The organism is Pseudomonas iridis (genome assembly GCF_017980685.1).
Classification (GTDB): domain Bacteria; phylum Pseudomonadota; class Gammaproteobacteria; order Pseudomonadales; family Pseudomonadaceae; genus Aquipseudomonas; species Aquipseudomonas iridis.
In genome coordinates this window covers 77484-101228 of the sequence record NZ_JACXXO010000016.1, presented here as the reverse complement: position 1 = coordinate 101228, position 23745 = coordinate 77484, and the positions used below count along the sequence as shown (strand labels likewise).

At 59.6% G+C, this 23745-nt stretch carries 19 protein-coding genes; 16 read left to right on the top strand and 3 right to left on the bottom strand.

Annotated elements, in window-relative coordinates:
* Positions 1–47 precede the first annotated feature (47 nt).
* Positions 48–365, top strand: a complete 318-nt coding sequence (locus tag IEQ42_RS22075) for a Rieske (2Fe-2S) protein (protein ID WP_210705200.1) — start codon at positions 48–50, stop codon at positions 363–365.
* Here the strand turns inward: IEQ42_RS22075 and sfsA are convergent.
* Entirely contained in the window at positions 362–1075 is a 714-nt protein-coding gene (sfsA, locus tag IEQ42_RS22070) for a DNA/RNA nuclease SfsA (RefSeq protein ID WP_210705199.1), read from the bottom strand. The genes IEQ42_RS22075 and sfsA overlap by 4 nt on opposite strands.
* Complete coding sequence (locus IEQ42_RS22065; RefSeq protein ID WP_210705197.1) at positions 1075–2247, bottom strand: pyridoxal phosphate-dependent aminotransferase; 1173 nt, start codon at positions 2245–2247, stop codon at positions 1075–1077. Before IEQ42_RS22065 ends, sfsA begins: the two co-directional genes overlap by 1 nt.
* Positions 2248–2581: 334 nt before the next feature.
* Between IEQ42_RS22065 and dksA the strand changes: the two genes are divergently transcribed.
* From dksA to IEQ42_RS21990, 15 genes are all read left to right on the top strand, one after another.
* Positions 2582–3025 carry an RNA polymerase-binding protein DksA gene (dksA, locus tag IEQ42_RS22060; RefSeq protein WP_042561095.1) on the top strand — a complete coding sequence of 148 codons (444 nt, stop codon included), beginning with the start codon at positions 2582–2584 and terminating at the stop codon, positions 3023–3025.
* Positions 3026–3159: 134 nt separating this feature from the next.
* Positions 3160–4056 (top strand): tRNA glutamyl-Q(34) synthetase GluQRS, encoded by an 897-nt coding sequence (gene gluQRS / locus IEQ42_RS22055; RefSeq protein WP_047303253.1) that lies wholly within the window; start codon positions 3160–3162, stop codon positions 4054–4056.
* 77 nt (positions 4057–4133) lie between these two features.
* On the top strand, positions 4134–4310 hold the full coding sequence (locus IEQ42_RS22050) for a hypothetical protein (protein WP_003176118.1): 177 nt from the start codon (positions 4134–4136) through the stop codon (positions 4308–4310).
* The gene (locus tag IEQ42_RS22045; protein WP_210705195.1) at positions 4294–7248 is read left to right on the top strand and encodes a sensor histidine kinase; all 2955 of its coding nucleotides are present in this window, start codon (positions 4294–4296) and stop codon (positions 7246–7248) included. The genes IEQ42_RS22050 and IEQ42_RS22045 overlap by 17 nt, the downstream gene beginning before the upstream one ends.
* Positions 7249–7270: 22 nt before the next feature.
* Positions 7271–8707 carry a sigma-54-dependent transcriptional regulator gene (locus tag IEQ42_RS22040; protein ID WP_150688187.1) on the top strand — a complete coding sequence of 479 codons (1437 nt, stop codon included), beginning with the start codon at positions 7271–7273 and terminating at the stop codon, positions 8705–8707.
* Between the two features lie 734 nt (positions 8708–9441).
* Positions 9442–10842, top strand: coding sequence for a polynucleotide adenylyltransferase PcnB (locus tag IEQ42_RS22035; protein WP_042561099.1), 1401 nt, complete (start codon positions 9442–9444; stop codon positions 10840–10842).
* Between the two features lie 3 nt (positions 10843–10845).
* Positions 10846–11331 carry a 2-amino-4-hydroxy-6-hydroxymethyldihydropteridine diphosphokinase gene (gene folK / locus IEQ42_RS22030; protein ID WP_210705193.1) on the top strand — a complete coding sequence of 162 codons (486 nt, stop codon included), beginning with the start codon at positions 10846–10848 and terminating at the stop codon, positions 11329–11331.
* A 404-nt stretch (positions 11332–11735) separates the two neighbouring features.
* On the top strand, positions 11736–12536 hold the full coding sequence (panB, locus tag IEQ42_RS22025; RefSeq protein ID WP_210705191.1) for a 3-methyl-2-oxobutanoate hydroxymethyltransferase: 801 nt from the start codon (positions 11736–11738) through the stop codon (positions 12534–12536).
* Positions 12533–13393, top strand: coding sequence for a pantoate--beta-alanine ligase (panC, locus tag IEQ42_RS22020; protein ID WP_210705190.1), 861 nt, complete (start codon positions 12533–12535; stop codon positions 13391–13393). The genes panB and panC overlap by 4 nt, the downstream gene beginning before the upstream one ends.
* 342 nt (positions 13394–13735) lie before the next feature.
* The gene (pgi, locus tag IEQ42_RS22015) at positions 13736–15400 is read left to right on the top strand and encodes a glucose-6-phosphate isomerase (RefSeq protein WP_210705189.1); all 1665 of its coding nucleotides are present in this window, start codon (positions 13736–13738) and stop codon (positions 15398–15400) included.
* A 211-nt stretch (positions 15401–15611) separates the two neighbouring features.
* On the top strand, positions 15612–17549 hold the full coding sequence (gene acs / locus IEQ42_RS22010; protein WP_210705188.1) for an acetate--CoA ligase: 1938 nt from the start codon (positions 15612–15614) through the stop codon (positions 17547–17549).
* A 49-nt stretch (positions 17550–17598) separates the two neighbouring features.
* The gene (locus IEQ42_RS22005) at positions 17599–18471 is read left to right on the top strand and encodes an oxygenase MpaB family protein (protein WP_150597117.1); all 873 of its coding nucleotides are present in this window, start codon (positions 17599–17601) and stop codon (positions 18469–18471) included.
* 124 nt (positions 18472–18595) lie between these two features.
* A complete protein-coding gene (locus tag IEQ42_RS22000) occupies positions 18596–19612 on the top strand; it encodes a class I SAM-dependent rRNA methyltransferase (protein WP_210705187.1) in 1017 nt (338 codons plus the stop codon).
* Positions 19613–19828: 216 nt separating this feature from the next.
* Positions 19829–22780 (top strand): DUF748 domain-containing protein, encoded by a 2952-nt coding sequence (locus IEQ42_RS21995; protein ID WP_210705221.1) that lies wholly within the window; start codon positions 19829–19831, stop codon positions 22778–22780.
* A complete protein-coding gene (locus tag IEQ42_RS21990) occupies positions 22777–23076 on the top strand; it encodes a DUF2845 domain-containing protein (protein ID WP_210705186.1) in 300 nt (99 codons plus the stop codon). The genes IEQ42_RS21995 and IEQ42_RS21990 overlap by 4 nt, the downstream gene beginning before the upstream one ends.
* Positions 23077–23341: 265 nt before the next feature.
* Here IEQ42_RS21990 and IEQ42_RS21985 read toward each other — a convergent pair whose 3' ends face one another.
* Complete coding sequence (locus IEQ42_RS21985; RefSeq protein ID WP_150597113.1) at positions 23342–23698, bottom strand: BON domain-containing protein; 357 nt, start codon at positions 23696–23698, stop codon at positions 23342–23344.
* Positions 23699–23745: the final 47 nt, after the last annotated feature.

Below are 23745 nucleotides of genomic sequence, written 5' to 3'. Positions count from 1 at the left end.
TAAACGTCAAGCTCGGACATATCCCGACACGACACTAGAGGATAGCCATGAAGTTTCTCTGCGCCGGCGCCGATCTGGCCGAGGCCGGCAGTCGCGGTTTTGATGTCGACGGGAAAAAACTGTTTGCCGTGCGTCGCGACGGTCAGGCGTATGTCTATCTCAATCGCTGCCCGCACCGCGGTGTAGGGCTGGAATGGCACCCGGACCAGTTTCTCGACCCGAGCAATAGCCTGATCCAGTGCGCCACCCACGGTGCACTGTTTCTGATCGAGGACGGTGAATGCGTTTCCGGGCCCTGCGCCGGACAATCGCTGACGGCCATACGTTGCCGCGAAGATGCGCAAGGTCTGTGGATAGATGTTTAACCGTTGAGCAGCACATCGAGGCGGCGGTCGATCACCATTTCTTCATGGCTCAGGCGAACCCCGTAAGCCAAAACCTCAACACCACAGGCGACCGCCTCACGCAACGCCTCGGCATAGGCCGAATCGATTTCGTCGGCCGGACGCACCGCCTCGATTCCGCTGAGATTCACGCAATACAACTGCACAGCACGAATCCCATCCCGCGCCAGATGCGCAAGCTCACGCAAATGCTTGGCGCCGCGCTGGGTGACAGCATCGGGAAACGCCGCCACGTTCGTGCCATCGAAACCCAACGTCACGCTTTTCACTTCCACGTAAGCCGGGCCGCTCGGGTATTCGAGGCGAAAATCGATGCGGCTTTTTTCCTGTCCGTAAGCCACTTCACGCTTCAACGCGGTAAAGCCGTTCAACTCGGTAATGATGCCAGCCTGCAGCGCCTCTTCAACCAAACCGTTAGCGCGGCCGGTATTCACGCAGAACAACCGTCCTTGCGGGGTTTCACCGATTTCCCAAGTGCCGGGTAATTTGCGCTTCGGGTCGTTGGAGCGGCTAAACCAGACCTGCCCGCCCTCGACCTGACAATTGAGCATCGAACCGGTGTTCGGGCAGTGAATAGTCAGCAACTCGCCGCTAACGGTCTCGATATCGGTGAGAAAACGCTTATATCGGCGGATCAGTCGCGCCTCTTCCAGAGGAGGATAAAACCGCATCAGGCTTGCCAGCTCTTCAAGCCACGGGCAATCCGTTCCACCGCTTCCTGTAAGCGAGGGAGGTTTTGCGTGTAGGCAAATCGCACATGGTGACTGGCCTGATAACGGCCGAAATCGAGCCCAGGTGTAAACGCAACGTGCTCGGTTTCGAGGAAATGACGGCAGAACGCGAAGGCATCGCCGCCGAACTTGCTGATATCTGCATAAAGATAAAACGCGCCTTCTGGTTCTACTGCGATGTTGAACCCCAACTCGCGTAATGCCGGCAGCAGGAAATCTCGACGTCGGCTGAATTCGGCGCGGCGCTCCTCAAGAATCGCGATGGTATCCGGCTCGAAACACGCCAGCGCCGCGTATTGGGCCATGCTCGGTGCGCTGATGTAGAGGTTCTGCGCGAGTTTTTCCAATTCACTGACTGCCGCATCCGGTGCGACCAACCAGCCGAGACGCCATCCGGTCATGCCAAAATATTTGGAGAAACTGTTGAGCACAAAAGCGCTGTCATCAACTTCCAGAACGCTGGCCGCATCGGTGCCGTAAGTCAGGCCGTGATAGATCTCATCCACCACCAGATGTCCGTGCCGCGCCTTGATGGCTGTGGATAACCCGGCGAGTTCATCGCGGGTCAGGATCGTCCCGGTCGGGTTGGCCGGCGAGGCCACCAGTGCGCCGACGCTGTCGTGATCCCAGTGCCGCTCGACCAAGTCCGGAGTCAGTTGGTAACGCACCTCCGGCCCTACCGGAACAAGCTGCGCCGCGCCTTCGACCAAGCGCAGGAAGTGCCGGTTGCACGGATAACCCGGGTCCGCCAGCAACCAGTGTTTACCGGGATCGACCAGCAGAGCACTGGCCAGCAGGAGGGCCCCGGAGCCGCCCGGCGTGATCAGGATGCGCCGCGGATCAATGTTCAAGCCGTATCGCGATTGATAAAAACCGGAAATCGCTTCGCGCAGCTCGGGAATACCGCGCGCGGCGGTGTAGCGCGTCTTGCCCGCCGTGAGTGCCGCATGCCCCGCCTGGATGATCGGCTCGGCCGTGGTGAAGTCCGGCTCGCCGATTTCCAGGTGGATCACATCGTGCCCTTCAGCCTGCAATTCATTGGCCCGCGCCAGCAGCGCCATCACATGGAACGGTTCGATCGCACGACTGCGCGCACTGTAGGGCTGAGCCATTGGCCTTCCTTCGACGGGGGAAAAGAAACGATTCTACCCATCTGCCGGAACGAGCGAGAACCCGTAGCGGTCACAGCCACAAGAACGCTGGACTGTAACGATAAGAACGTACGCTCCAGGATTGACTAAAATCAGTGATTGAACAGGTCTTCAACACCGCCAGACACGGCTTGGCAAATATTTCCAGGCACCGTCGGCCGCAGCCTCGACATCCGGGAGTAGCGCGGGCCGAATTGATCTGGTAAGTTCGCCCGCTTGCAGCCGCAGGGCCGGCAGGTGTCGGTGATGGAGCAATCCTGCGCAATGGATTACAAGAGTAGAGGCGGTCCATTTCATGCCCACCCAAGCAAAGCAACAGGCTAATCCGACCGTCAGCGGTTTCGAACCTTATGTTCAGGCCAAAGACGAAGAGTACATGGGCGCCCCGATGCGGGCCCACTTCACCAAGATCCTGAACAAGTGGAAACAGGACTTGATGCAGGAAGTCGACCGTACTGTCGACCACATGAAAGACGAAGCGGCCAACTTCCCTGACCCGGCCGACCGTGCCAGTCAGGAAGAAGAATTCGCTCTGGAACTGCGCGCCCGCGATCGCGAGCGCAAGCTGATCAAGAAGATCGACAAGACGCTTGATCTGATCCAGAACGAAGATTACGGCTGGTGTGAATCCTGCGGCATCGAGATCGGCGTCAAGCGCCTCGAAGCCCGTCCTACCGCCGACATGTGCGTCGACTGTAAGAACCTGGCTGAAATCAAGGAAAAGCAGGTCGGCAAGTAATATCGACCTGAACGAAAAACGGAGCGTGCGAACGCTCCGTTTTTGTTTCTGCCGTTTGCTATCTGCTTTTGTGGGAGCGAGCCTGCTCGCTCCCACAGTGGCCGCCGCAAGTCCTCAAAAGTACTATCGCATTCATGACTGCCAAGACTTCCCCCGCCTACATCGGCCGCTTCGCCCCGACACCCAGTGGCCACCTGCACTTCGGCTCGCTGGTCGCTGCCCTCGCCTCTTACCTGGACGCGCGTTCGGTCGGCGGCCGCTGGCTGGTGCGCATGGAAGACCTCGACCCGCCGCGCGAAGAGCCCGGCGCGCAGGTAGCGATCCTCAAGGCCCTGGAAAGCTACGGCTTTGAATGGGATGGCGACATGGTGCGCCAGAGCGATCGACACGACGCTTATGCCCAGGTGCTCAACAGCCTGTTCAATCACGGCCTGGCCTACGCCTGCACCTGCTCGCGCAAGCAGTTGGAGCCTTATCACGGGATTTATCCGGGGTTGTGCCGCAACGCCGGCCACGACCAGCAAGACGCGGCGATCCGCCTGCGCGTGCCGGAGCTGGAATATCACTTCATTGATCGGGTGCAGGGCGAATATCGCCAGCATCTGGGCCGCGATGTCGGCGACTTTGTGATTCGCCGTCGCGACGGCCTCTATGCCTACCAGCTGGCCGTGGTGCTCGACGATGCCTGGCAAGGCATTACCGATATCGTGCGCGGGGCCGATCTGCTCGACTCCACGCCGCGCCAGCTCTATCTGCAAGAACTGCTGGGCTTGCGTCAACCGCGCTACCTGCACCTGCCGTTGATCACCCAACCGGACGGCAACAAACTCGGCAAGTCCTACCGCTCGCCGCCGCTTGAGGCGGATCAAGCCACGCCGTTGCTGCTGCGGGCCTTGCGTGCATTGGGGCAAAACCCCGGCGCGGAACTCGAACACGCCACGCCGCAGGAACTGCTGAAGTGGGGCAGCGCGCACTGGGATGCCACCCGGATCCCGCGCACACTGACCCTGCCCGAAGCGCAACTGCTATGACGACACTTGCAGTCGCGCTGCCATCCGTTACCATCGCCGCACGTTTTCGGGCACGCGCATAAAAAAGAGAGGCCGGGATGTACATCTATCGCTTGGTCCTGCTTTTGGTCGTGGGGATCTATCTGTTTTCGCCCGCCATCATGGATTGGTGGATCGACGCTACGGGCGCCTGGTATCGCCCGTATCTGCTTTGGCTGATCCTGATTGTCGTGACCTTCATCCTGCAGAGCCAAAAAGATGCCGATGAGCTTTAGCCTGACCCAGATGCTGCTGATCAGCGCCGCCTACCTGGCCGCACTGTTTGGCGTGGCCTGGATCAGTGAGCGTGGAATGATTCCACGGGCGATCATTCGCCATCCGCTGACTTACACCTTGTCGCTGGGGGTTTACGCCAGTGCCTGGGCGTTCTACGGCACGGTGGGCCTGGCCTATCAGTACGGCTACGGCTTTCTGTCCAGTTACCTCGGGGTGTCCGGCGCATTTTTGCTCGCACCGGTGCTGCTCTATCCGATTCTGAAAATCACCCGCACCTATCAACTGTCGTCGCTGGCGGATCTGTTTGCCTTCCGCTTTCGCAGCACCTGGGCCGGAGCGCTGACCACGATTTTCATGCTGATCGGCGTGCTGCCGCTGTTGGCGTTGCAGATTCAAGCGGTGGCCGATTCCATTGGCATCCTCACCGGCGAGCCGATTCAGAGCCGCGTGGCGCTGGCGTTCTGTGCGCTGATCATTCTGTTCACGATTTTCTTCGGCTCCCGGCATATCGCCACTCGCGAGAAGCATGAAGGGCTAGTGTTCGCGATTGCTTTCGAATCGGTGATCAAACTGATCGCCCTCGGCGGCGTTGGCCTGTATGCGCTGTACGGCGTGTTCGACGGCCCGCAACAGCTTGAGCTGTGGCTGCTGCAAAACCAGACCGCCCTCGCCGCGTTGCACACGCCGTTGCAGGAAGGCCCGTGGCGCACGCTGCTGCTGGTGTTTTTCGCTTCGGCGATCGTGATGCCGCACATGTATCACATGACCTTCACCGAAAACCTCAACCCGCGCTCATTGGTCAGCGCAAGCTGGGGTTTGCCGCTGTTCCTGCTGCTGATGAGCCTGGCAGTGCCGCTGATTTTGTGGGCCGGCCTCAAGCTCGGCGCCACCACCGACCCGGAATATTTCACCCTCGGCATCGGCATTGCCGCCAACAGCAAGCCGCTGGCATTGCTCGCCTATGTCGGTGGTTTGTCGGCGGCCAGTGGCCTGATCATCGTCACCACCCTGGCACTGTCGGGCATGGCGCTGAACCACCTGGTGCTGCCGCTTTATCAGCCGCCCGCCGAAGGCAACATCTATCGCTGGCTGAAGTGGACTCGCCGGGCACTGATCGTCGCGATCATCATGGCCGGTTTCGGCTTTTATCTGATGCTCGGCGCCGGTCAGGATCTGGCCAACCTGGGCATCGTCGCTTTTGTCGCCACGTTGCAATTCCTGCCGGGCGTGTTGTCGGTGCTGTACTGGCCGACTGCCAATCGTCGCGGTTTTATCGCCGGTCTTTTGGCGGGGATTCTGGTGTGGGTGGTGACCATGCTCCTGCCGCTGGTCGGCAATCTGCAAGGTTTCTACATCCCGCTGCTGAACATGATTTACGTGCTGGACGACACCAGTTGGCACATGGCGGCGATCGCCTCGCTGGCCGCCAACGTGTTGATGTTCACCCTGATCTCGCTGTTCACCAACGCCAGCCCGGAAGAAGCGTCCGCTGCCGAAGCCTGCGCTGTGGACAACGTGCGTCGCCCGCAACGCCGCGAACTGCATGCCGCCTCGCCACAGGAGTTCGCCACGCAACTGGCCAAACCGCTGGGCGCCAAGGCTGCGCAGAAAGAAGTCGAACAGGCGCTACGTGATCTTTATCTGCCGTTCGATGAACGCCGCCCGTACGCCTTGCGCCGTTTGCGCGACCGTATCGAAGCCAACCTTTCCGGTCTGATGGGCCCAAGCGTCGCTCAGGACATGGTCGAAACCTTCCTGCCGTACAAGGCCGGCGGCGAAAACTACGTCACCGAAGACATTCACTTCATCGAAAGCCGCCTCGAGGATTACCACTCGCGCCTCACAGGTCTGGCCGCCGAACTCGACGCCCTGCGCCGCTACCACCGTCAGACGTTGCAGGAACTGCCGATGGGCGTCTGCTCGCTGGCCAAGGATCAAGAGATCCTCATGTGGAACAAGGCCATGGAAGAGCTGACCGGTATCGCCGCCCAGCGCGTAGTCGGCTCGCGCCTGAGTACCATTGGCGATCCGTGGAAAGAATTGCTCCAGGGCTTCATCAACCTGCCCGATGAGCACTTGCACAAACAACACCTGGCCCTCGACGGCCAGACGCGCTGGCTCAATCTGCACAAAGCGGCGATCGACGAACCGCTGGCCCCCGGCAACAGCGGTCTGGTGCTGCTGGTTGAAGATCTCACCGACACCCAGATGCTCGAAGACAAACTGGTGCACTCCGAGCGCCTGGCCAGCATCGGTCGCCTTGCTGCGGGGGTGGCCCATGAAATCGGCAATCCGATCACCGGCATTGCCTGTCTGGCGCAGAACCTGCGCGAAGAACGCGAAGACGATAGCGAGCTGACCGAAATCAGCGGGCAGATTCTCGAACAGACCAAACGCGTGTCACGTATCGTCCAGTCGCTGATGAGCTTCGCCCATGCCGGCAGCCATCAGCACAGCGACGAGCCCGTTTGTCTGGCCGAAGTCGCGCAGGATGCGATCGGGCTGCTGGCGTTGAACCGGCGCAATTTCGAAGTGCAGTTCTACAACCTCTGCGATCCCGATCACTGGGTCGAAGGCGATCCGCAGCGGCTCGCCCAAGTGCTGATCAATCTGCTCTCCAACGCCCGTGACGCCTCGCCGCCGCACAGCGCGGTGCGGGTCAAGAGTGAAGCCGGCGAACACACGGTCGATCTGATCGTGGAGGACGAAGGCAGCGGTATTCCGAAGAACATCATGGACCGATTGTTCGAACCCTTCTTCACCACCAAGGATCCTGGCGAAGGCACCGGTCTGGGCCTTGCACTGGTCTATTCCATCGTTGAAGAGCATTATGGACAAATCACCATCGACAGCCCGGCTGATGTACAAAGCCAACGCGGCACCCGTATCCGGGTGACCTTACCGCGTCATGTCGAAGCGACGTCCGCTGTGAACTGAGACCGTCGAGAGTATCGAATCAATGCCGCACATTTTGATCGTCGAAGACGAAACAATTATCCGCTCCGCCTTGCGCCGCCTGCTGGAACGTAACCAGTACCAGGTGAGCGAAGCCGGTTCAGTGCAGGAAGCACAAGAACGCTTCACCATTCCTACGTTCGATCTGATCGTCAGCGATCTGCGGTTGCCGGGCGCCCCTGGCACCGAGCTGATCAAGCTTGGCCAAGGCACCCCGGTGCTGATCATGACCAGTTACGCCAGCCTGCGCTCGGCGGTGGATTCGATGAAGATGGGCGCGGTGGACTACATCGCCAAGCCTTTCGACCACGATGAAATGCTCCAGGCTGTCGCGCGAATTTTGCGTGATCGTCAATCGGCGCCTGCTGCCGGTGAGACGGTTACCGCCAAAACCGCCAATGGCAGCGGCAAGTCCGCCGTCGACAACAGCAATGGCGAAATCGGCATCATCGGCTCGTGCCCGCCCATGCAGGATCTTTACAGCAAGATCCGCAAAGTCGCCCCGACCGATTCCAATGTGTTGATCCAGGGCGAGTCCGGCACCGGTAAAGAGCTGGTGGCGCGTGCCCTGCACAACCTGTCGAAACGCGCCAAGGCGCCGATGATCTCGGTGAACTGTGCGGCCATCCCGGAAAGCCTGATCGAGTCCGAACTGTTCGGCCACGAAAAAGGCGCATTCACTGGCGCCAGCGCCGGGCGCGCTGGCCTGGTCGAAGCCGCGGACGGTGGCACGCTGTTCCTCGACGAGATCGGCGAACTGCCACTCGAAGCCCAGGCCCGCTTGCTGCGTGTGTTGCAGGAAGGCGAAATTCGCCGGGTGGGTTCGGTGCAGTCGCAGAAGGTCGATGTACGCCTGATCGCGGCCACTCACCGGGACCTCAAGAGCCTGGCGAAAATCGGCCAGTTCCGCGAAGACCTTTATTACCGCCTCCACGTGATCGCATTGAAACTGCCGGCCCTGCGCGAGCGCGGTGCTGACGTCAACGAGATCGCCAGCGCCTTCCTCGCCCGCCAGAGTGCGCGCATCAACCGTACCGACCTGACATTTGCCGCGGATGCCGAACAGGCCATCCGTCACTATTCATGGCCGGGTAATGTGCGTGAGTTGGAAAATGCTGTGGAGCGCGCGGTGATTCTCAGCGAGAGTCCGGAGATTTCCGCGGAGCTGCTGGGCATCGACATCGAGCTGAGCGATCTGGAAGACGACGAGTTCATCGGCCTGCCACCGCAAACGGGCGGTAACGCCAGCAACAGCAGCCACGAGCCGACTGAAGACCTGTCGCTGGAGGACTACTTCCAGCACTTCGTCCTCGAGCATCAAGACCACATGACCGAGACCGAACTGGCGCGCAAACTGGGCGTCAGCCGTAAATGCCTGTGGGAACGCCGTCAGCGTCTGGGCATTCCACGGCGCAAGACCGGGGTTGCCAGCGAGAGCTGAACGTTACCTGTCGAGTGTGCGGGTAACGTTTAAAGATGTGAAAAAACTGTTACCTCAGTCCATTCACGTAACAGAAGCCGGGGTTATCGGTAACGAAACCCCGGCTTTTTTTCGTCCCGACAAAACGGTTATATCGACCTAACCCCTTGTTTTATTGGGCCTCGCAAAAGTTGGCACGCCCCCTGCTATATGTTTGGTACAAGAACAATAACAAGCAATGCACAAGACAATAAAAATAAGACGAATCGACTCACGCACAATAAAAACAAGACGGCGAGAGACGCAGCTAACTGATTCTTTTGGAGAGGCGTTGTATTTGGGGCTTGCCCCACGACCAGGCCGAGAACAACAAAAACTGTCCTAAGACAGAGCCTGTACTGGTTGGATCGAGAGATCACTGCAATTCAGCGACCAAAGCAATCCGTTTGCTCTTGGCTCCCGATTGGGAGGGTCATGAAGGAAAAGCTTCATGGCGAGGGCACTCAACAAAAACAAAAAGCCCGAATCAATAATAAAAAGAGCACGCAACTACTTTCTTGGGGAGCTTCGGCTCCCCTTGTAGTTTCTCCCTCCCGTAAAAATCCCCGTTTTCATAGCGTCGCAAGCCTGTAGTCCGCGGCTTGCAGGACAAATCGGCTGCGTCCTACACCATCCCCTGACTAAATGCTAGAATCTGCGCCCATCATGCGGTCATTCTTTGGTATGGCCGAACATTCCTTCAAACAGTGCATCCCATGCTGAAGAAGTTGTTCCAGTCATTCCGAACTCCCGTGCGTCGTACGCAACACATCCGTAGCACCCCTGAAGTGCTCAACAGCGGTCAACATTCGCTGCAGAAAACGCAATTCAGCCGCTACGCGGTCAATATTGTCGAACGCTTGCAGGGCGCCGGTTACCAGGCCTATCTGGTCGGCGGTTGCGTGCGTGACATGCTTTTGGGTATCACGCCCAAGGATTTCGACGTCGCCACCAGCGCCACGCCAGAGCAAGTCCGCGCAGAATTCCGCAATGCGCGGATCATCGGCCGCCGCTTCAAACTGGTGCATATCCATTTCGGTCGCGAAATCATTGAAGTCGCTACCTTCCGCGCCAATCACCCCGTAAACGAAGACGATGAAGACAGTAATCAGTCTTCGCGTAACGAAAGCGGGCGGATTCTGCGCGACAACGTCTACGGCACCCTGGAAGAAGACGCGCAACGCCGCGACTTCACCATCAACGCCCTGTATTACGATCCGGTCAGCGAGCGCATTCTCGATTACGCCAACGGCGTACACGACATTCGCAATCACCTGATCCGCCTGATTGGCGATCCAAAGCAGCGTTACCAGGAAGACCCGGTACGCATGCTGCGGGCCGTGCGTTTCGCAGCCAAACTCAATTTCGGCATCGAAAAACACACCGTTCAGCCGATCCGCGAACTGGCACCGATGCTGCGCGAGATCCCCTCGGCGCGCCTGTTCGAAGAAGTGCTCAAGCTGTTCCTCTCCGGACACGGTGCGATCACCTTCGAGATGCTGGTCGATCTGCAACTGTTCGCCCCGCTGTTCCCGGCCAGCGCCGACGCGCTGGATCACAACCCGGATTACACCCACACGCTGATCAGCGAAGCGCTGACCAACACCGACTTGCGCATCAAGCAGAACAAACCGGTGACCCCGGCGTTCCTGTTTGCCGCGATGCTGTGGCCCGCCCTGCCGGCCCGCGTTTTGCGTCTGCAAGAGCGTGGCATGCCGCCGATTCCGGCGATGCAGGAAGCCGCGCACGAGCTGATCGCCGAACAGTGCCAGCGCATTGCGATTCCAAAGCGCTTCACCATGCCGATCCGCGAGATCTGGGACATGCAGGAGCGCCTGCCACGGCGCAGCGGCAAGCGTGCCGACTTGTTGCTCGACAACCCGCGCTTCCGCGCCGGTTACGACTTTCTGCTGTTGCGTGAAAGCGCTGGCGAGCAGACCGACGGCCTGGGCGAATGGTGGACTGACTATCAGGATGCCAACGACAGCGAACGTCGCGACATGATCCGCGACCTCAGCGGCAAGGGTGACGATGCCAGCGGTGCTCCGCGCAAACGTCGTCGCAGCGGCGGTTCCAAGCGCAAGCGCGCCGGTGCGCCGAGCGCCACAGGCGAGTAAGGCATGGAACGCATCTACATCGGCATGGGCAGCAACCTCGCTGACCCTGCCGAACAGTTGCGCAGCGCGGTCGACGCGCTGGGGCAATTGCCGCAGACCGCACTCGTCGGCGTTTCCGCCTTCTATCAAAGCGACTCGCTACTGCCGGGCCAACCGCGTTACACCAACGCGGTCGCCGCGCTCGACAGCGCATTGGCCCCGCTGGATCTGCTCGACGCCCTGCAATCCATCGAAAACGATCAGGGCCGCGAACGTCTGGAGCGCTGGGGTCCGCGCACGCTGGATCTGGATATTCTGCTGTTCGGTGATCGGCTGATCGACGAACCACGACTGAAAGTCCCGCACTATCAGATTCAGGAACGCGCGTTCGTCCTGTATCCGATGGCCGAACTGGCTCCAGCCGATTTGCGCCTTGCCGATGGCCGTAGCCTCGCCGATCTGCTGGCAGCCTGTCCGTTCGTCGGCCTCGAACGCCTCCCCCAAACCTGAAACAAATCCTCCCCTGTAGGAGCTGCCGCAGGCTGCGATCTTTTGATCTTGCTTTTGTTCTTAAACCCCAAGGATCGAAAGATCGCAGCCTTCGGCAGCTCCTACATGGATAGCGTGCGGCATCGCTATTTTTGTCCGACAAAAATTCTGTGATTCAGCCCCGCCGCGCCGCTGAATCGCATCAGTAACGCCGGTAACACTCCCCTCGTAACAACGCGGTAACACACACAATTGACTTCCGCTTGGCTCCTCACGACTATAGGCGTCCCGCTGCCGCCAACCCGGCACATACGGGCGCAATCCAGGCCTTATAAGCACGACAAAAGACCGTGCGCCTGAGTAGATGAAGAATCACGCGCGTTACTCGCAGTAGTTTCCAGAGCGCCTGAACGAGGATTTTTTACATGCCAGCCATCACCCTGACCACGCTCCAGAGCCTCAAGCAGAAAGGTGAAAAGATCACCATGCTGACCTGCTATGACGCGACTTTCGCCCACGCCTGCAACGAGGCCGGTGTCGAAGTGTTGCTGGTGGGCGACTCACTCGGCATGGTCCTGCAAGGTCACGACAGCACCCTGCCGGTGACCACCGCAGAAATGGCCTATCACACTGCCTGCGTCAAACGCGGCAACCGCGATGCCCTGATCATGGCCGACTTGCCGTTCATGGCCTACGCCACTCTTGAGCAAACCATGACCAACGCCGCCATGCTGATGCAGGCCGGCGCGCACATGATCAAGGTCGAAGGTGCATTGTGGCTGGCCGAGTCGATCCGTCTGCTCGCCGAACGCGGTATCCCGGTCTGCGCGCACATGGGCCTGACCCCGCAAGCGGTGAACATTCTCGGTGGCTATAAAGTGCAGGGCCGCAACGAAAACCAGGCGCGGCAGATGCGTGCCGACGCCATTTCACTGGAACAGGCTGGCGCGGCCATGCTGCTGCTCGAATGCGTACCGAGTGAACTGGCAGCAGAAATCAGTCAGGCAGTGAAGATTCCGGTCATCGGCATCGGCGCTGGTAACGCCACCGATGGTCAGGTTCTGGTGCTGCCCGACATGCTCGGTCTGTCGATCTCCGGCCGCGTACCCAAGTTCGTGAAAAACTTCATGCACGGTCAGGACAGTATCGATTCGGCCCTCAAGGCTTACGTCAGCGAAGTCAAAGCCACCACGTTCCCTGGCATCGAACACGGATTCTCTGCATGAACACCGTCAAAACCGTACGCGAACTGCGCGCTGCTGTAGCCCGTGCCCGTAGCGAAGGCAAGCGCATCGGCTTCGTGCCGACCATGGGCAACCTGCACAGCGGCCACGTCGCGCTGGTGACCAAAGCCACGCAACGCGTGGATTTCGTGGTCGCGAGCATTTTCGTCAACCCGCTGCAATTCGGTGCCGGCGAAGACCTCGACAAATACCCGCGCACCCTCGCGGCGGATCAGGAAAAACTGCTGGAAGCCGGTTGCTCACTGCTGTTCGCGCCGACCGTCGAAGAAATGTACCCCGATGGCATGGCCGGGCAGACCCGGGTCAGCGTGCCGCAACTTTCCGAAGGCCTGTGTGGCGCCAGCCGTCCGGGTCATTTCGAAGGTGTGGCGACAGTGGTCAGCAAACTGTTCAACATGGTTCAGCCGGATCTGGCGATTTTCGGTCAGAAGGATTTCCAGCAACTGGCGGTGATCCGCGCGTTGGTGCATGACCTGAACATGCCGATCCAGATCATCGGCGAACCGACAGTCCGCGCTGAGGATGGCCTTGCACTGTCGTCGCGCAATGGTTTCCTCAGCGAAGAACAACGCGCCGTAGCCCCGGTCGTCTATCGCACCCTGAGCACGATTGCCGAGTCGATTCAGCAAGGTGAACGGGATTTCCCGGCACTGATCAGCGCGCAACTGCAGCAGCTCGAAGCCGCTGGCCTGCGCCCGGATTATCTGGAAATCCGCCACGCCTTGACCTTGCGTCCGGCGACGGCTGAAGACCGTGATCTGGTGATTCTGGTGGCAGCGTTTCTCGGCACTACGCGGTTGATCGATAACCTGCACCTGAATCTCGATACGCCGACGTAAGCATCACCGCAATACCCGGTGGGAGCCAGCCTGCTCGCGAACGCAAACTGTCAGATAGCCACGCGCCGCCTGACACGAAGCTTCGCGAGCAGGCTCGCTCCCACAGTTGTTTTCGCGCCACTGCTGGTGTGTATTGGCCGTTTGTCGCCTCGTTCCCGGTATCAATGTTAAAAAAGTACAGGGATCGGGTCAGACAAAGTCAAGACAGATTGCAGCGCGAGGTTTACTGTATTCGCCCTGTGTCCAGAAACCGTGACAACGCAGTTGGCCCACGCCCAAACATGGCGTGCAGGCTTGTTCAGTGTTCAAAAGGCCGTTCAAGTAAAAAGGAAAACCGCAGCGATGGCGTATTACCTCAATCCTCAAGACGTTACCGCTCTGCCCGCCTGGCAAGCGTTGAAAGATCACCGCCAAGCCATGCAGGATTTCAGCATGCGCGAAGCCTTTAACGCCGATCCGCAGCGCTTCAATCAGTTCACCCTCAGCAGCTGCGGGCTGTTTCTCGATTATTCGAAGAATTTGATCAACGCCCAGACCCGCGACCTGCTGGTGAACCTGGCCAATGAAGTCGATCTGAAGGGCGCGATCAAAGCCTTGTTCGACGGCGAAATCGTCAATACGTCCGAACAGCGCCCTGCGCTGCACACCGCCCTGCGCCGTCCGGTCGGCGACAAGCTGTCGGTCAACGGCGTCAACGTGATGCCGGAAGTGCACAAGGTGCTGAATCAGATCACCGATCTGGTCGGTCGCATCCACGACGGCCTGTGGCGTGGTTACACCGAGAAGCCGATCACTGACGTGGTCAACATCGGCATCGGTGGCTCGTTCCTCGGCCCTGAGCTGGTGTCCGAAGCCTTGCTGTCCTACGCGCAAAAAGGCGTGCGTTGCCACTACCTGGCAAACATCGACGGCAGCGAGTTCCATGAACTGACGCAAAAGCTGCGCGCCGAAACCACGCTGTTCATCGTCTCGTCGAAGTCTTTCAACACCCTCGAAACCCTGAAGAACGCTCAGGCCGCACGCGCCTGGTACCTGGCTCAGGGCGGTTCGGAAGCCGAGCTGTATCGTCACTTCATCGCTGTGTCGAGCAACAACGCCGCGGCCGTGGCGTTCGGCATTCGTGAAGAAAACATCTTCCCGATGTGGGACTGGGTTGGCGGCCGTTACTCGCTGTGGTCGGCCATCGGTTTGCCGATTGCCCTGGCCATCGGCATGTCCAACTTCAAGGAACTGCTGTCCGGTGCCTACACCATGGACCAGCATTTCCAGACCGCGCCGTTCGAACAGAACATGCCAGTGCTGCTGGCGCTGCTCGGCGTGTGGTACGGCAACTTCTGGGGCGCGCAAAGCCACGCGATCCTGCCGTACGACCATTACCTGCGCAACATCACCAAGCACTTGCAGCAACTGGACATGGAGTCCAACGGCAAGAGCGTGCGTCAGGACGGTACCCCGGTCTCGACTGATACCGGCCCGGTGATCTGGGGCGGCGTCGGCTGCAACGGTCAGCACGCCTACCACCAGCTGCTGCATCAAGGCAGCCAACTGATCCCGGCCGACTTCATCGTGCCAATCGTCAGCTTCAACCCGGTGGCCGACCACCATCAGTGGCTGTACGCCAACTGCCTGTCGCAGAGCCAGGCGCTGATGCTCGGCAAGACCCTGCCGGAAGCCGAAGCCGAATTGCGCGAAAAGGGCATGAGCGAAGACCAGGTGCACAAACTTGCTCCGCACAAGGTGATCCCGGGCAACCGTCCGAGCAACACCCTGGTGGTCGAACGCATCAGCCCGCGTCGTCTTGGCGCACTGGTGGCCATGTATGAACATAAAGTGTTCGTGCAAAGCGTGGTCTGGGGCATCAATGCCTTTGACCAGTGGGGCGTGGAACTGGGCAAGGAATTGGGCAAGGGCGTTTACAATCGCCTGGTCGGCAGCGACGAAACCAACGCTGACGATCCGTCTACCCAGGGCTTGATCAACTACTTCCGCGGTCGTCACCGCGGTTGATTTGACTGTGTTGCCCACAGATCCTGCGGGCAACACTTATCCACTGTGGGAGCGAGCCTGCTCGCGAATGCGGTTTGTCATTCAGCATCTTTGTTGACTGACACTGCGCATTCGCGAGCAGGCTCGCTCCCACAGTTGTTTGTGGATGACTTGAACCTGTTGACCGCTCGGCGCATCTTTATTCTTCGCACAACAAGAATAAGGAACCGTCATGTTCGATATCAGCACGTTCCCCCAAGCCGATGCCGTCCGCCGGGCTGCTCAGTTGAGTCAGGACGACTATCAGCGCCTGTACCGCGAATCCATTGAACACCCCAGCAGTTTCTGGGCCGAACAGGCCGCTCGCTTCCTGGACTGGAGCACACCGTGGCAAACCGTTCAGCGCTACGACCTGAAAACCGGTGAAGCCGCCTGGTTTGCCGGCGGCAAACTGAACGTCAGTTACAACTGCATCGACCGTCACCTCGCACAGCGCGGCGATCAAACCGCCCTGCTCTGGGAAGACGACGACCCCGCCGAATCGGCGCAAATCACCTACAAAAAACTTCATCACCACGTCTGCCGACTGGCCAACGTGCTGAAAAGCCGTGGCGTGAAGAAAGGTGATCGGGTGTGCATCTACATGCCGATGATTCCCGAGGCCGCTTACGCCATGCTCGCCTGCACCCGAATTGGCGCCGTTCATTCGGTGGTGTTTGGCGGTTTTTCCCCTGACTCCATGCGCGACCGTATCCTTGATGCCGATTGCCGCACCGTGATCACCGCCGACGAAGGCGTGCGCGGTGGCAAATTCGTGCCGCTGAAAAGCAACGTCGACAAAGCCCTGCAAAGTTGCCCGGATGTCAGCACTGTCATCGTGGTCGAGCGCACCCAAGGCAAGGTCGATTGGGTCGAGGGCCGGGACCTTTGGTATCACCAGGCTGTGCGCGACGTCAGCGACGACTGTCCACCGGAACCGATGGACGCCGAAGACCCGCTGTTCATCCTCTATACCTCCGGCAGCACCGGTAAACCCAAAGGCGTGCTGCACACCACCGGCGGCTATCTGCTGCAAGCGGCGATGACCTTCAAATACGTGCTCGATTACCGCGACGGCGAAGTGTTCTGGTGCACGGCCGACGTCGGCTGGGTGACGGGCCACAGCTATATTGTCTACGGGCCACTGGCCAATGGCGCGACCACGCTGATGTTTGAAGGCGTGCCGAGCTATCCGAGCAGCTCACGCTTCTGGCAGGTCATCGACAAGCACAAGGTCAATATCTTCTACACCGCACCGACGGCACTGCGCGCGTTGATGCGCGAAGGTGCCGAACCGTTGAAGGAAACTTCCCGACAGAGCCTCAGATTACTCGGCAGCGTCGGTGAGCCGATCAACCCGGAAGCGTGGGAATGGTATTTCAACGTGGTTGGCGAACAACGCTGCCCCATCGTCGATACCTGGTGGCAGACCGAGACCGGCGGCATCATGCTCAGCCCCTTGGTCAGTGCGCAGCGGATCAAGCCGGGCTGCGCCACGCAACCGATGTTCGGCGTGCAACCGGTGCTGCTCGATGAACACGGCAAGGAGATCAAAGGCGCCGGCAGCGGCGTGCTCGCCATAAAATCAAGCTGGCCGGGACAGATCCGCAGTGTCTACGGCGACCCGCAACGGATGGTCGATACCTACTTCAAGCCCTACCCCGGCTACTACTTCACTGGCGACGGCGCCCGTCGCGACGAAGACGGCGACTACTGGATCACCGGACGTATCGACGATGTGATCAACGTCTCCGGCCATCGTATCGGCACCGCCGAAGTGGAAAGCGCGCTGGTGCTGCACAACAGCATCGCCGAGGCGGCGGTGGTCGGTTATCCACATGACGTCAAAGGTCAGGGCATTTACGCCTTCGTCACACCGATGAACGGCACCGAGCCCAGCGATGAGCTGAAAAAAGAACTGTTGGCCCACGTCAGCAAGGAGATCGGCAGCTTCGCCAAACCGGATCTGATCCAGTGGGCGCCGGCCTTGCCGAAAACCCGCTCAGGCAAGATCATGCGGCGCATATTGCGCAAGATCGCCTGCAACGAACTCGACAGCCTCGGTGACACTTCGACCCTGGCCGATCCGAGCGTGGTGCAAGGTCTGATCGACACGCGCCTCAATCAGTAACCCTTGCGGGCGCGGCCAACCGAGCGCGCCCCTTACCCACTGAGTGCTCATGGAATTCATCCGCAGTCGTATCGAAAACCAGCTCATGAGCCTGACCGGTCTGTCCCTCGGCCAGCTCGATCTGGAAAACCCCAAGGGCGACCCGGGGCTGTTTGGTCCCGACTCGGTCAGTTGGCAGGTGCACGGCGACTTCAGCAGCATGTTGATCGGCGGCATCAGTGCGCTATTGCTGCAAGCGCTGCATCCACTGGCGCTGGCCGGAGTCTGGGACCACTCGAACTTTCGTGAAGACATGCTCGGACGCTTGCGCCGCACCAGTCAGTTTGTCTCCGGCACCACTTTCGGTTCACGCCGCGACGCCGACTGGTTGATCGAGAAAGTCCGCACCATTCACCTGCAAGTGGTCGGCACGGCGCCAGATGGCCGGCCTTATGCGGCCAGCGATCCGGATTTGCTGACGTGGGTGCATGTGGCGGAAGTCAGTAACTTTCTCGCGGCGCATCTGCGTTATCGCAATCCACAGTTGTCATTGGCCGATCAGGACCGGTATTACGCAGAAATCGCCGTGGTCGCCGAGCGTCTCGGCGCCCGGGATGTGCCGAAATCGCGCCAGGCCGTGGCGGATTATCTGCAACGCATGCGCCCGCAATTGCTCTGTGATGAGCGCAGCCGCGAAGTCCTGCGCCTGCTGCTCGAAGCCCCGGCCCCCAGCCTGATGGCGCGGCCATTTGGCGATCTGATGATGAAGGCCGGCATCGATCTGTTGCCGGACTGGGCCAGCGACATGCTCGACGCCCGACAGCATCCGCTGCAACGCCAACTGATCCGCGCCAGCGTCAAGCGCAGCGCGCCGATGCTGCGCTGGGCGATGCGCAATGGCTCGGTGCAACGGGCCAAGCGGCGGATGGGGCTGCTTCGCTGACGCTCAGAGCTGCAAGCTGCAAGCTGCAAGCTGCAAGTTTTGAGCTTGAGGCTTGAAGCTTAGAGCTTGCAGCTCAGTAACTGTTAAACTCCCGCGCCCCAATTCTCTCCAGCAAGGCGCCCGCATGTCTTCCTTGAATCAGGCGCTGCGCGCCGCCCTCGATCAACGTCAGGACTTGCTCTCTGTACTGCACAGCCAGGGCACCGATTGCTATCGCCTGTTCCATGGCAGCCAGGAAGGCGCCGGCGGCCTGACCATCGACCGTTACGGCCCGCAATTGCTGGTGCAAAGTTTTCACCAGACGCTGGAGCGTGACGATCTGCTGCAACTGCACGCTATCGTCAATCAGACCCTGGGCCTGGAGACTTTGCTGGTCTACAACGACCGTTCCCGCGGCAACTCGCGTATCGACCGCGAAGACCACGTCTACCGTGCCGATGACGCGGCGCTGGTGGATCTGGTCGGTCACGAATGGGGCCTGAATTACCGTGTACGCGGACGCCATGCCGGGCAGGATCCACTGCTGTTCCTCGATCTGCGCAACACCCGCGGCTGGGTCAAGGATCACGCCAAAGGCAAAAGCGTGCTCAACCTGTTCGCCTACACCTGCGGCGTTGGCTTGAGTGCCGCGGCCGGTGGCGCCCGTGAAGTGTGCAACCTGGATTTTGCCGAGGGCAACCTCGCCGTCGGTCGCGAAAACGGGTTGCTCAATCCGCAGTTGCCGGAAATGGAGTTCGTCCAGTCCGACTACTTTCCGGCCATCCGCCAACTGGCCGGTCTGCCCATCAGTCAACGACGCGGGCAGAAACTGCCGAGCTATCAGCGCCTGGAACAGCGTCAGTACGATCTGGTACTGCTCGATCCGCCGGCCTGGGCCAAGAGCGCGTTCGGCACCGTCGACCTGCTGCGCGACTATCAAAGCCTGCTCAAACCGGCCCTGCTGACCACCGCCGACAACGGCGTGCTGATCTGCTGCAACAACCTGGCAAAAGTCAGCATGGATGACTGGCGCGAACAGGTCCTGCGTTGCGCCGAGAAGGCCGGGCGCCCGGTGCGCGAATGGAGCGTGATGACCCCGGGCGTGGATTTCCCGTCGCTGGACCAACAGCCGCCGTTGAAAACCCTGATCCTGCAACTCTGATCACATTGCTTTGCGGCGAACAACCTCTGGGAGCTGGCTTCCCAGCAATTGCGGTGGACCAGGCGACATCTATGTCGAATGATCGGCCGTCATCGCTGGCAAGCCAGCTCCCACAGTGTTTTATGTTTTCCGAAGAATCTGAACAATCCTGTTCTACACCAGGTACTTCGGAACCAGAATCGCGTGCCATACTCCAAGGCACTCCGTTTCCGACAGATGAAGCCGCACATGCCCAAAGGATTGATTCGCGCGATTGGCGCACTGTTGACCGCTCTGGCCCTTTACAGCTTGCTCGGGTTTCTGATTTTACCGGGCATCGCCTTGCGTGTTGCCAACCAGCAACTGGCCAACTATGCGACGGTGCCTGCGCATATCCAGCGCATCGAACTCAATCCGTTCAGCCTTGAAGTCACCCTGTGGGGCCTGGTCATCGGCGAGCCCGGCAAAGAGCAGGTCGGTTTTGAACGCCTGTACGCCGACCTGCAACTCGATAGCCTGTGGACGAAAGCAGTCCATCTGTCCAACATCGAACTGGACAAACCGAAGACCGAAATCCTCTTCGCCAAAGACGGCAAGCTCAATCTGCTCGGTCTGTTCAACATACCTGCCGGTGAACCGACACCTGCCGATCCCGATGCCAAACCGTTTCCTCTGCGCATCGACCAGATCAAACTCGCCAACGGTGTCGTGCACTTTGAGGATGTGCGCCCGAGCGAACCCATCGAATTCCTCTACGACGATCTCAACTTCGAGCTGAAAAATCTCAGCACCCTGCCCGAAGACAGCGCCGACATGACGCTGGTCGCGATTGGTCCCAACGGTGGCCGAATCGACTGGAGCGGCAATTTCAGCCTGATCCCGATCATCTCCGAAGGCACGCTGAAAATCACCGACGGCAATATGAAAGCGTTTTGGCCTTACGTGCGAGACGCGGTGCCCCTGGTTCTTGAAAACGGCGTGATGAACCTCAGCACCGAATACAAACTCAATCTGTCGAAACAAACCGAGCTGCAACTGAACAACGTTGCAGTGAGCATCGCGCCGTTCGCGATCAAGGCACCCGACGGGCGCCCACTGGCGAAACTCGAACGTCTTGATGTCAGCGAGACCTCGGTGGACCTGGCGAAACAGCAAGTGGTGGTTGGCAAGATTCGTAGCCAGAAACTGGAAACCTGGGCCGCCCTCGAGGCTGACGGGCAACTGGACTGGCAGAAACTGTTCGCCAGCCAGCCGTCGAAACCTGCCGCCAAAGCCGCCGCCGAACCGGCCAGCACGCCTGCGACCGCCGACTCGCCGAAACCTGAGCCGAGCGCGCCGGACAAGCCATGGCAAGTACTGCTCAAAGATGTGCAGCTGCGCAACTACACCGTCCATCTGGCCGACCGGTCGGCCAATCCACCGGTGACACTGGATGTCACCCCGCTGAACGTCGACCTGCAGGATTTTGACAGCCTCAACGGATCCCCCTTCAAGCTCAAACTCGATACCGGGTTAGGCAAGCAGGGCAAGATCCTCGCCGATGGCACGGTCAATCTGGCGCCGGTCAACGCCCAGCTCAACGTTAAAACCCAGGACATCGACCTGCGTGTCGCGCAGTCCTACATCAATCCGTTCATTCGTCTCGAATTGCGCAGCGGCATGCTTGGCAGTGACCTCAAGGTCAACCTCAAGAGCACCGAACCTCTGGCGCTCAGCGTGACCGGCCGCGCGCAGATTGATCAACTGCACACCCTCGACACCCTGAAAACCCGCGACTTCCTCAAGTGGCAGCAAGTGGTCGTGGAAGGCTTGAACTACCAGCACGGCGACAGCCTGTCGATCGACAAGGTCAACCTGTTACAGCCGTACGTGCGCTTCATGATCAACGATGACCGCACCACCAACATCGATGACCTGCTGATTCCGCAGCCTGCCGACAGCGGCACGGCAACCGCCTCCGCCAAACCGGCCAGCAAAGACAAACCATTGGGCATTCGCATCGGCGGTATCGCCATCAACGACGGCTCGGCCAACTTCGCCGACTTCAGCCTGACGCCGAATTTTGCCACCGCCGTCCAGCAACTCAACGGCCAGATCGGCACCATCGACAGTCGACAGTCGAAACCGGCCACTGTCGACATCAAAGGCAAGGTTGACCGCTATGCACCGGTGACCATCAAGGGCGCGGTCAATCCTTTCGACCCGATGGCCAGCCTCGACATCACCACCAGTTTCAAACGGGTCGAGCTGACCACCCTGACGCCCTACTCCGGCAAATTCGCCGGATACCGCATCCGCAAGGGCCGCCTCAACCTCGACCTGCATTACCTGATCACCAAGGGCCAACTGAAGGCCGAGAACAAAGTGGTGGTCGAGCAATTGCAACTGGGTGAGAGAGTCGACAGTCCGGATGCGACAAGCCTGCCGTTGAAACTGGCGATCGCGCTGCTCAAGGACGTCGACGGCAAAATCTCCATCGAGTTACCCGTGACGGGCGACTTGAACAATCCGCAATTCAGCGTGATGCCGATTGTCTGGCAGACCCTGCGCAATCTGATCGTCAAAGCCGCTGCGGCACCATTCAAAATGATTGGTGGATTGGTCAGCGGTGGCGGCTCCCAGGATCTCGGCACGGTGTCCTTCGCGCCGGGCTCCAGCGAGTTGAACAAGGATGCCGAGGGTGCGCTGATCAAGCTGTCCCAGGCACTCAAGGAGCGTCCGGCCCTGCGCCTGGAAATCGAGGGCGTCGCCGCCAAAAGCAGCGACGGCCCATTGCTTGCCGAACAGCGCCTGGAACGTGAATACCAATACAACTACTACAAGATGCTCCAGCGCCGCGGCGATAAAGTCCCGGCTCAGGCATCCTTGATTGACGTGCCGGACAGCGAGAAAGGCCCACTGCTCGAAGGCATCTATCGCACTCGTCTGAAGACTCAGCCGCCGGCCGAATGGAAGGATCTGGGCAAGGAAGAACGCACAGCGAAAATGCGCGAAGGCGTAATCCAGTTCTGGAGTTCCAGCGATGTGCTGCTGCGTCAGTTGGGCCAGGACCGTGCCAGCAGCATCAAGGATTTTCTGGTGGACAAGGGCCAACTGGCTGACGACCGCGTGTACTTCATCGACACTAATCTGGGCGAGGCTGAAAGCGACGGTAGGGTGGTGACGCAAATGCACCTGGATGCCGAATGACCCATCGTAAATGGCTGGCGGCAATGGCACTGACATTCGTTGCTGGCCAGGCGTCAGCCTCCGATACGCTGCGTTGCGGCAGCCAACTGATCAGCCTTGGCGACCGCGCAAGCGAGGTGCTGAACAAGTGTGGCGAGCCCGTGAGCCGCGATGTACTGGGTTACAAGCGCAGCGCCAGTCGGCGGGAAGAGTTTCAGGTCGAGGAATGGACCTACGGCCCGAAAAACGGCATGTACCAATACCTGCGTTTCGAAGGCAGCCGCCTGCGCGAGATCACCAGCAAGCGCGGTAACTGACCCGACACCAAACTCATGTGGGAGCGAGCCTGCTTGCGAATGCATTGCGTCAGTCGACATCTTCGTCGGCTGACAGAGCACTTCGCGAGCAGGCTCGCTCCCACATTGTTTGTTGCGTGCCAAATAAAACGGGCCCCGACACAAAGTGCCGGGGCCCGTAATGATCACATCCGTGTGATCGTTCGCATGAACTCTAAAGTTGCGGCAGACGTATTGCTCGGCCCGTCTGTCGCCCCTTCTCCCGGTCCAGGCGAGAAGACATGTCTTACTCGGCTTTCAGGCCGTCAGCGGAGACCGCTTTAACGCCTTTGATTTTCTTGGCGATGGCAACAGCTACGTCTTTCTGCGAATCGGTTACAGCAGTAGTAGACGACAGCGACACAACGCCTTTGTTGGTTTCAACTTTGATGTCGGTACCTGGGATGCCTTTTTCGGTTACCAGGTCAGCTTTGACTTTGGTGGTGATCCAGGTATCGGAAGTATCTTGTTTCATCTCGGTGACTTCACCGGCTGCCAGAGTCATTGGAGCCTGAGTAGCCTGAGCCGATTGTGCGAATGCACCGGAAGCCATGGTCAGGGTCAGCGCGGTTGCAGCAGCGGCAGTGATAGCGAACTTCTTCATACGAGTAACTCCTGTTTTTCTGGAAAGTCTGCTGGATGTCTTGTCAG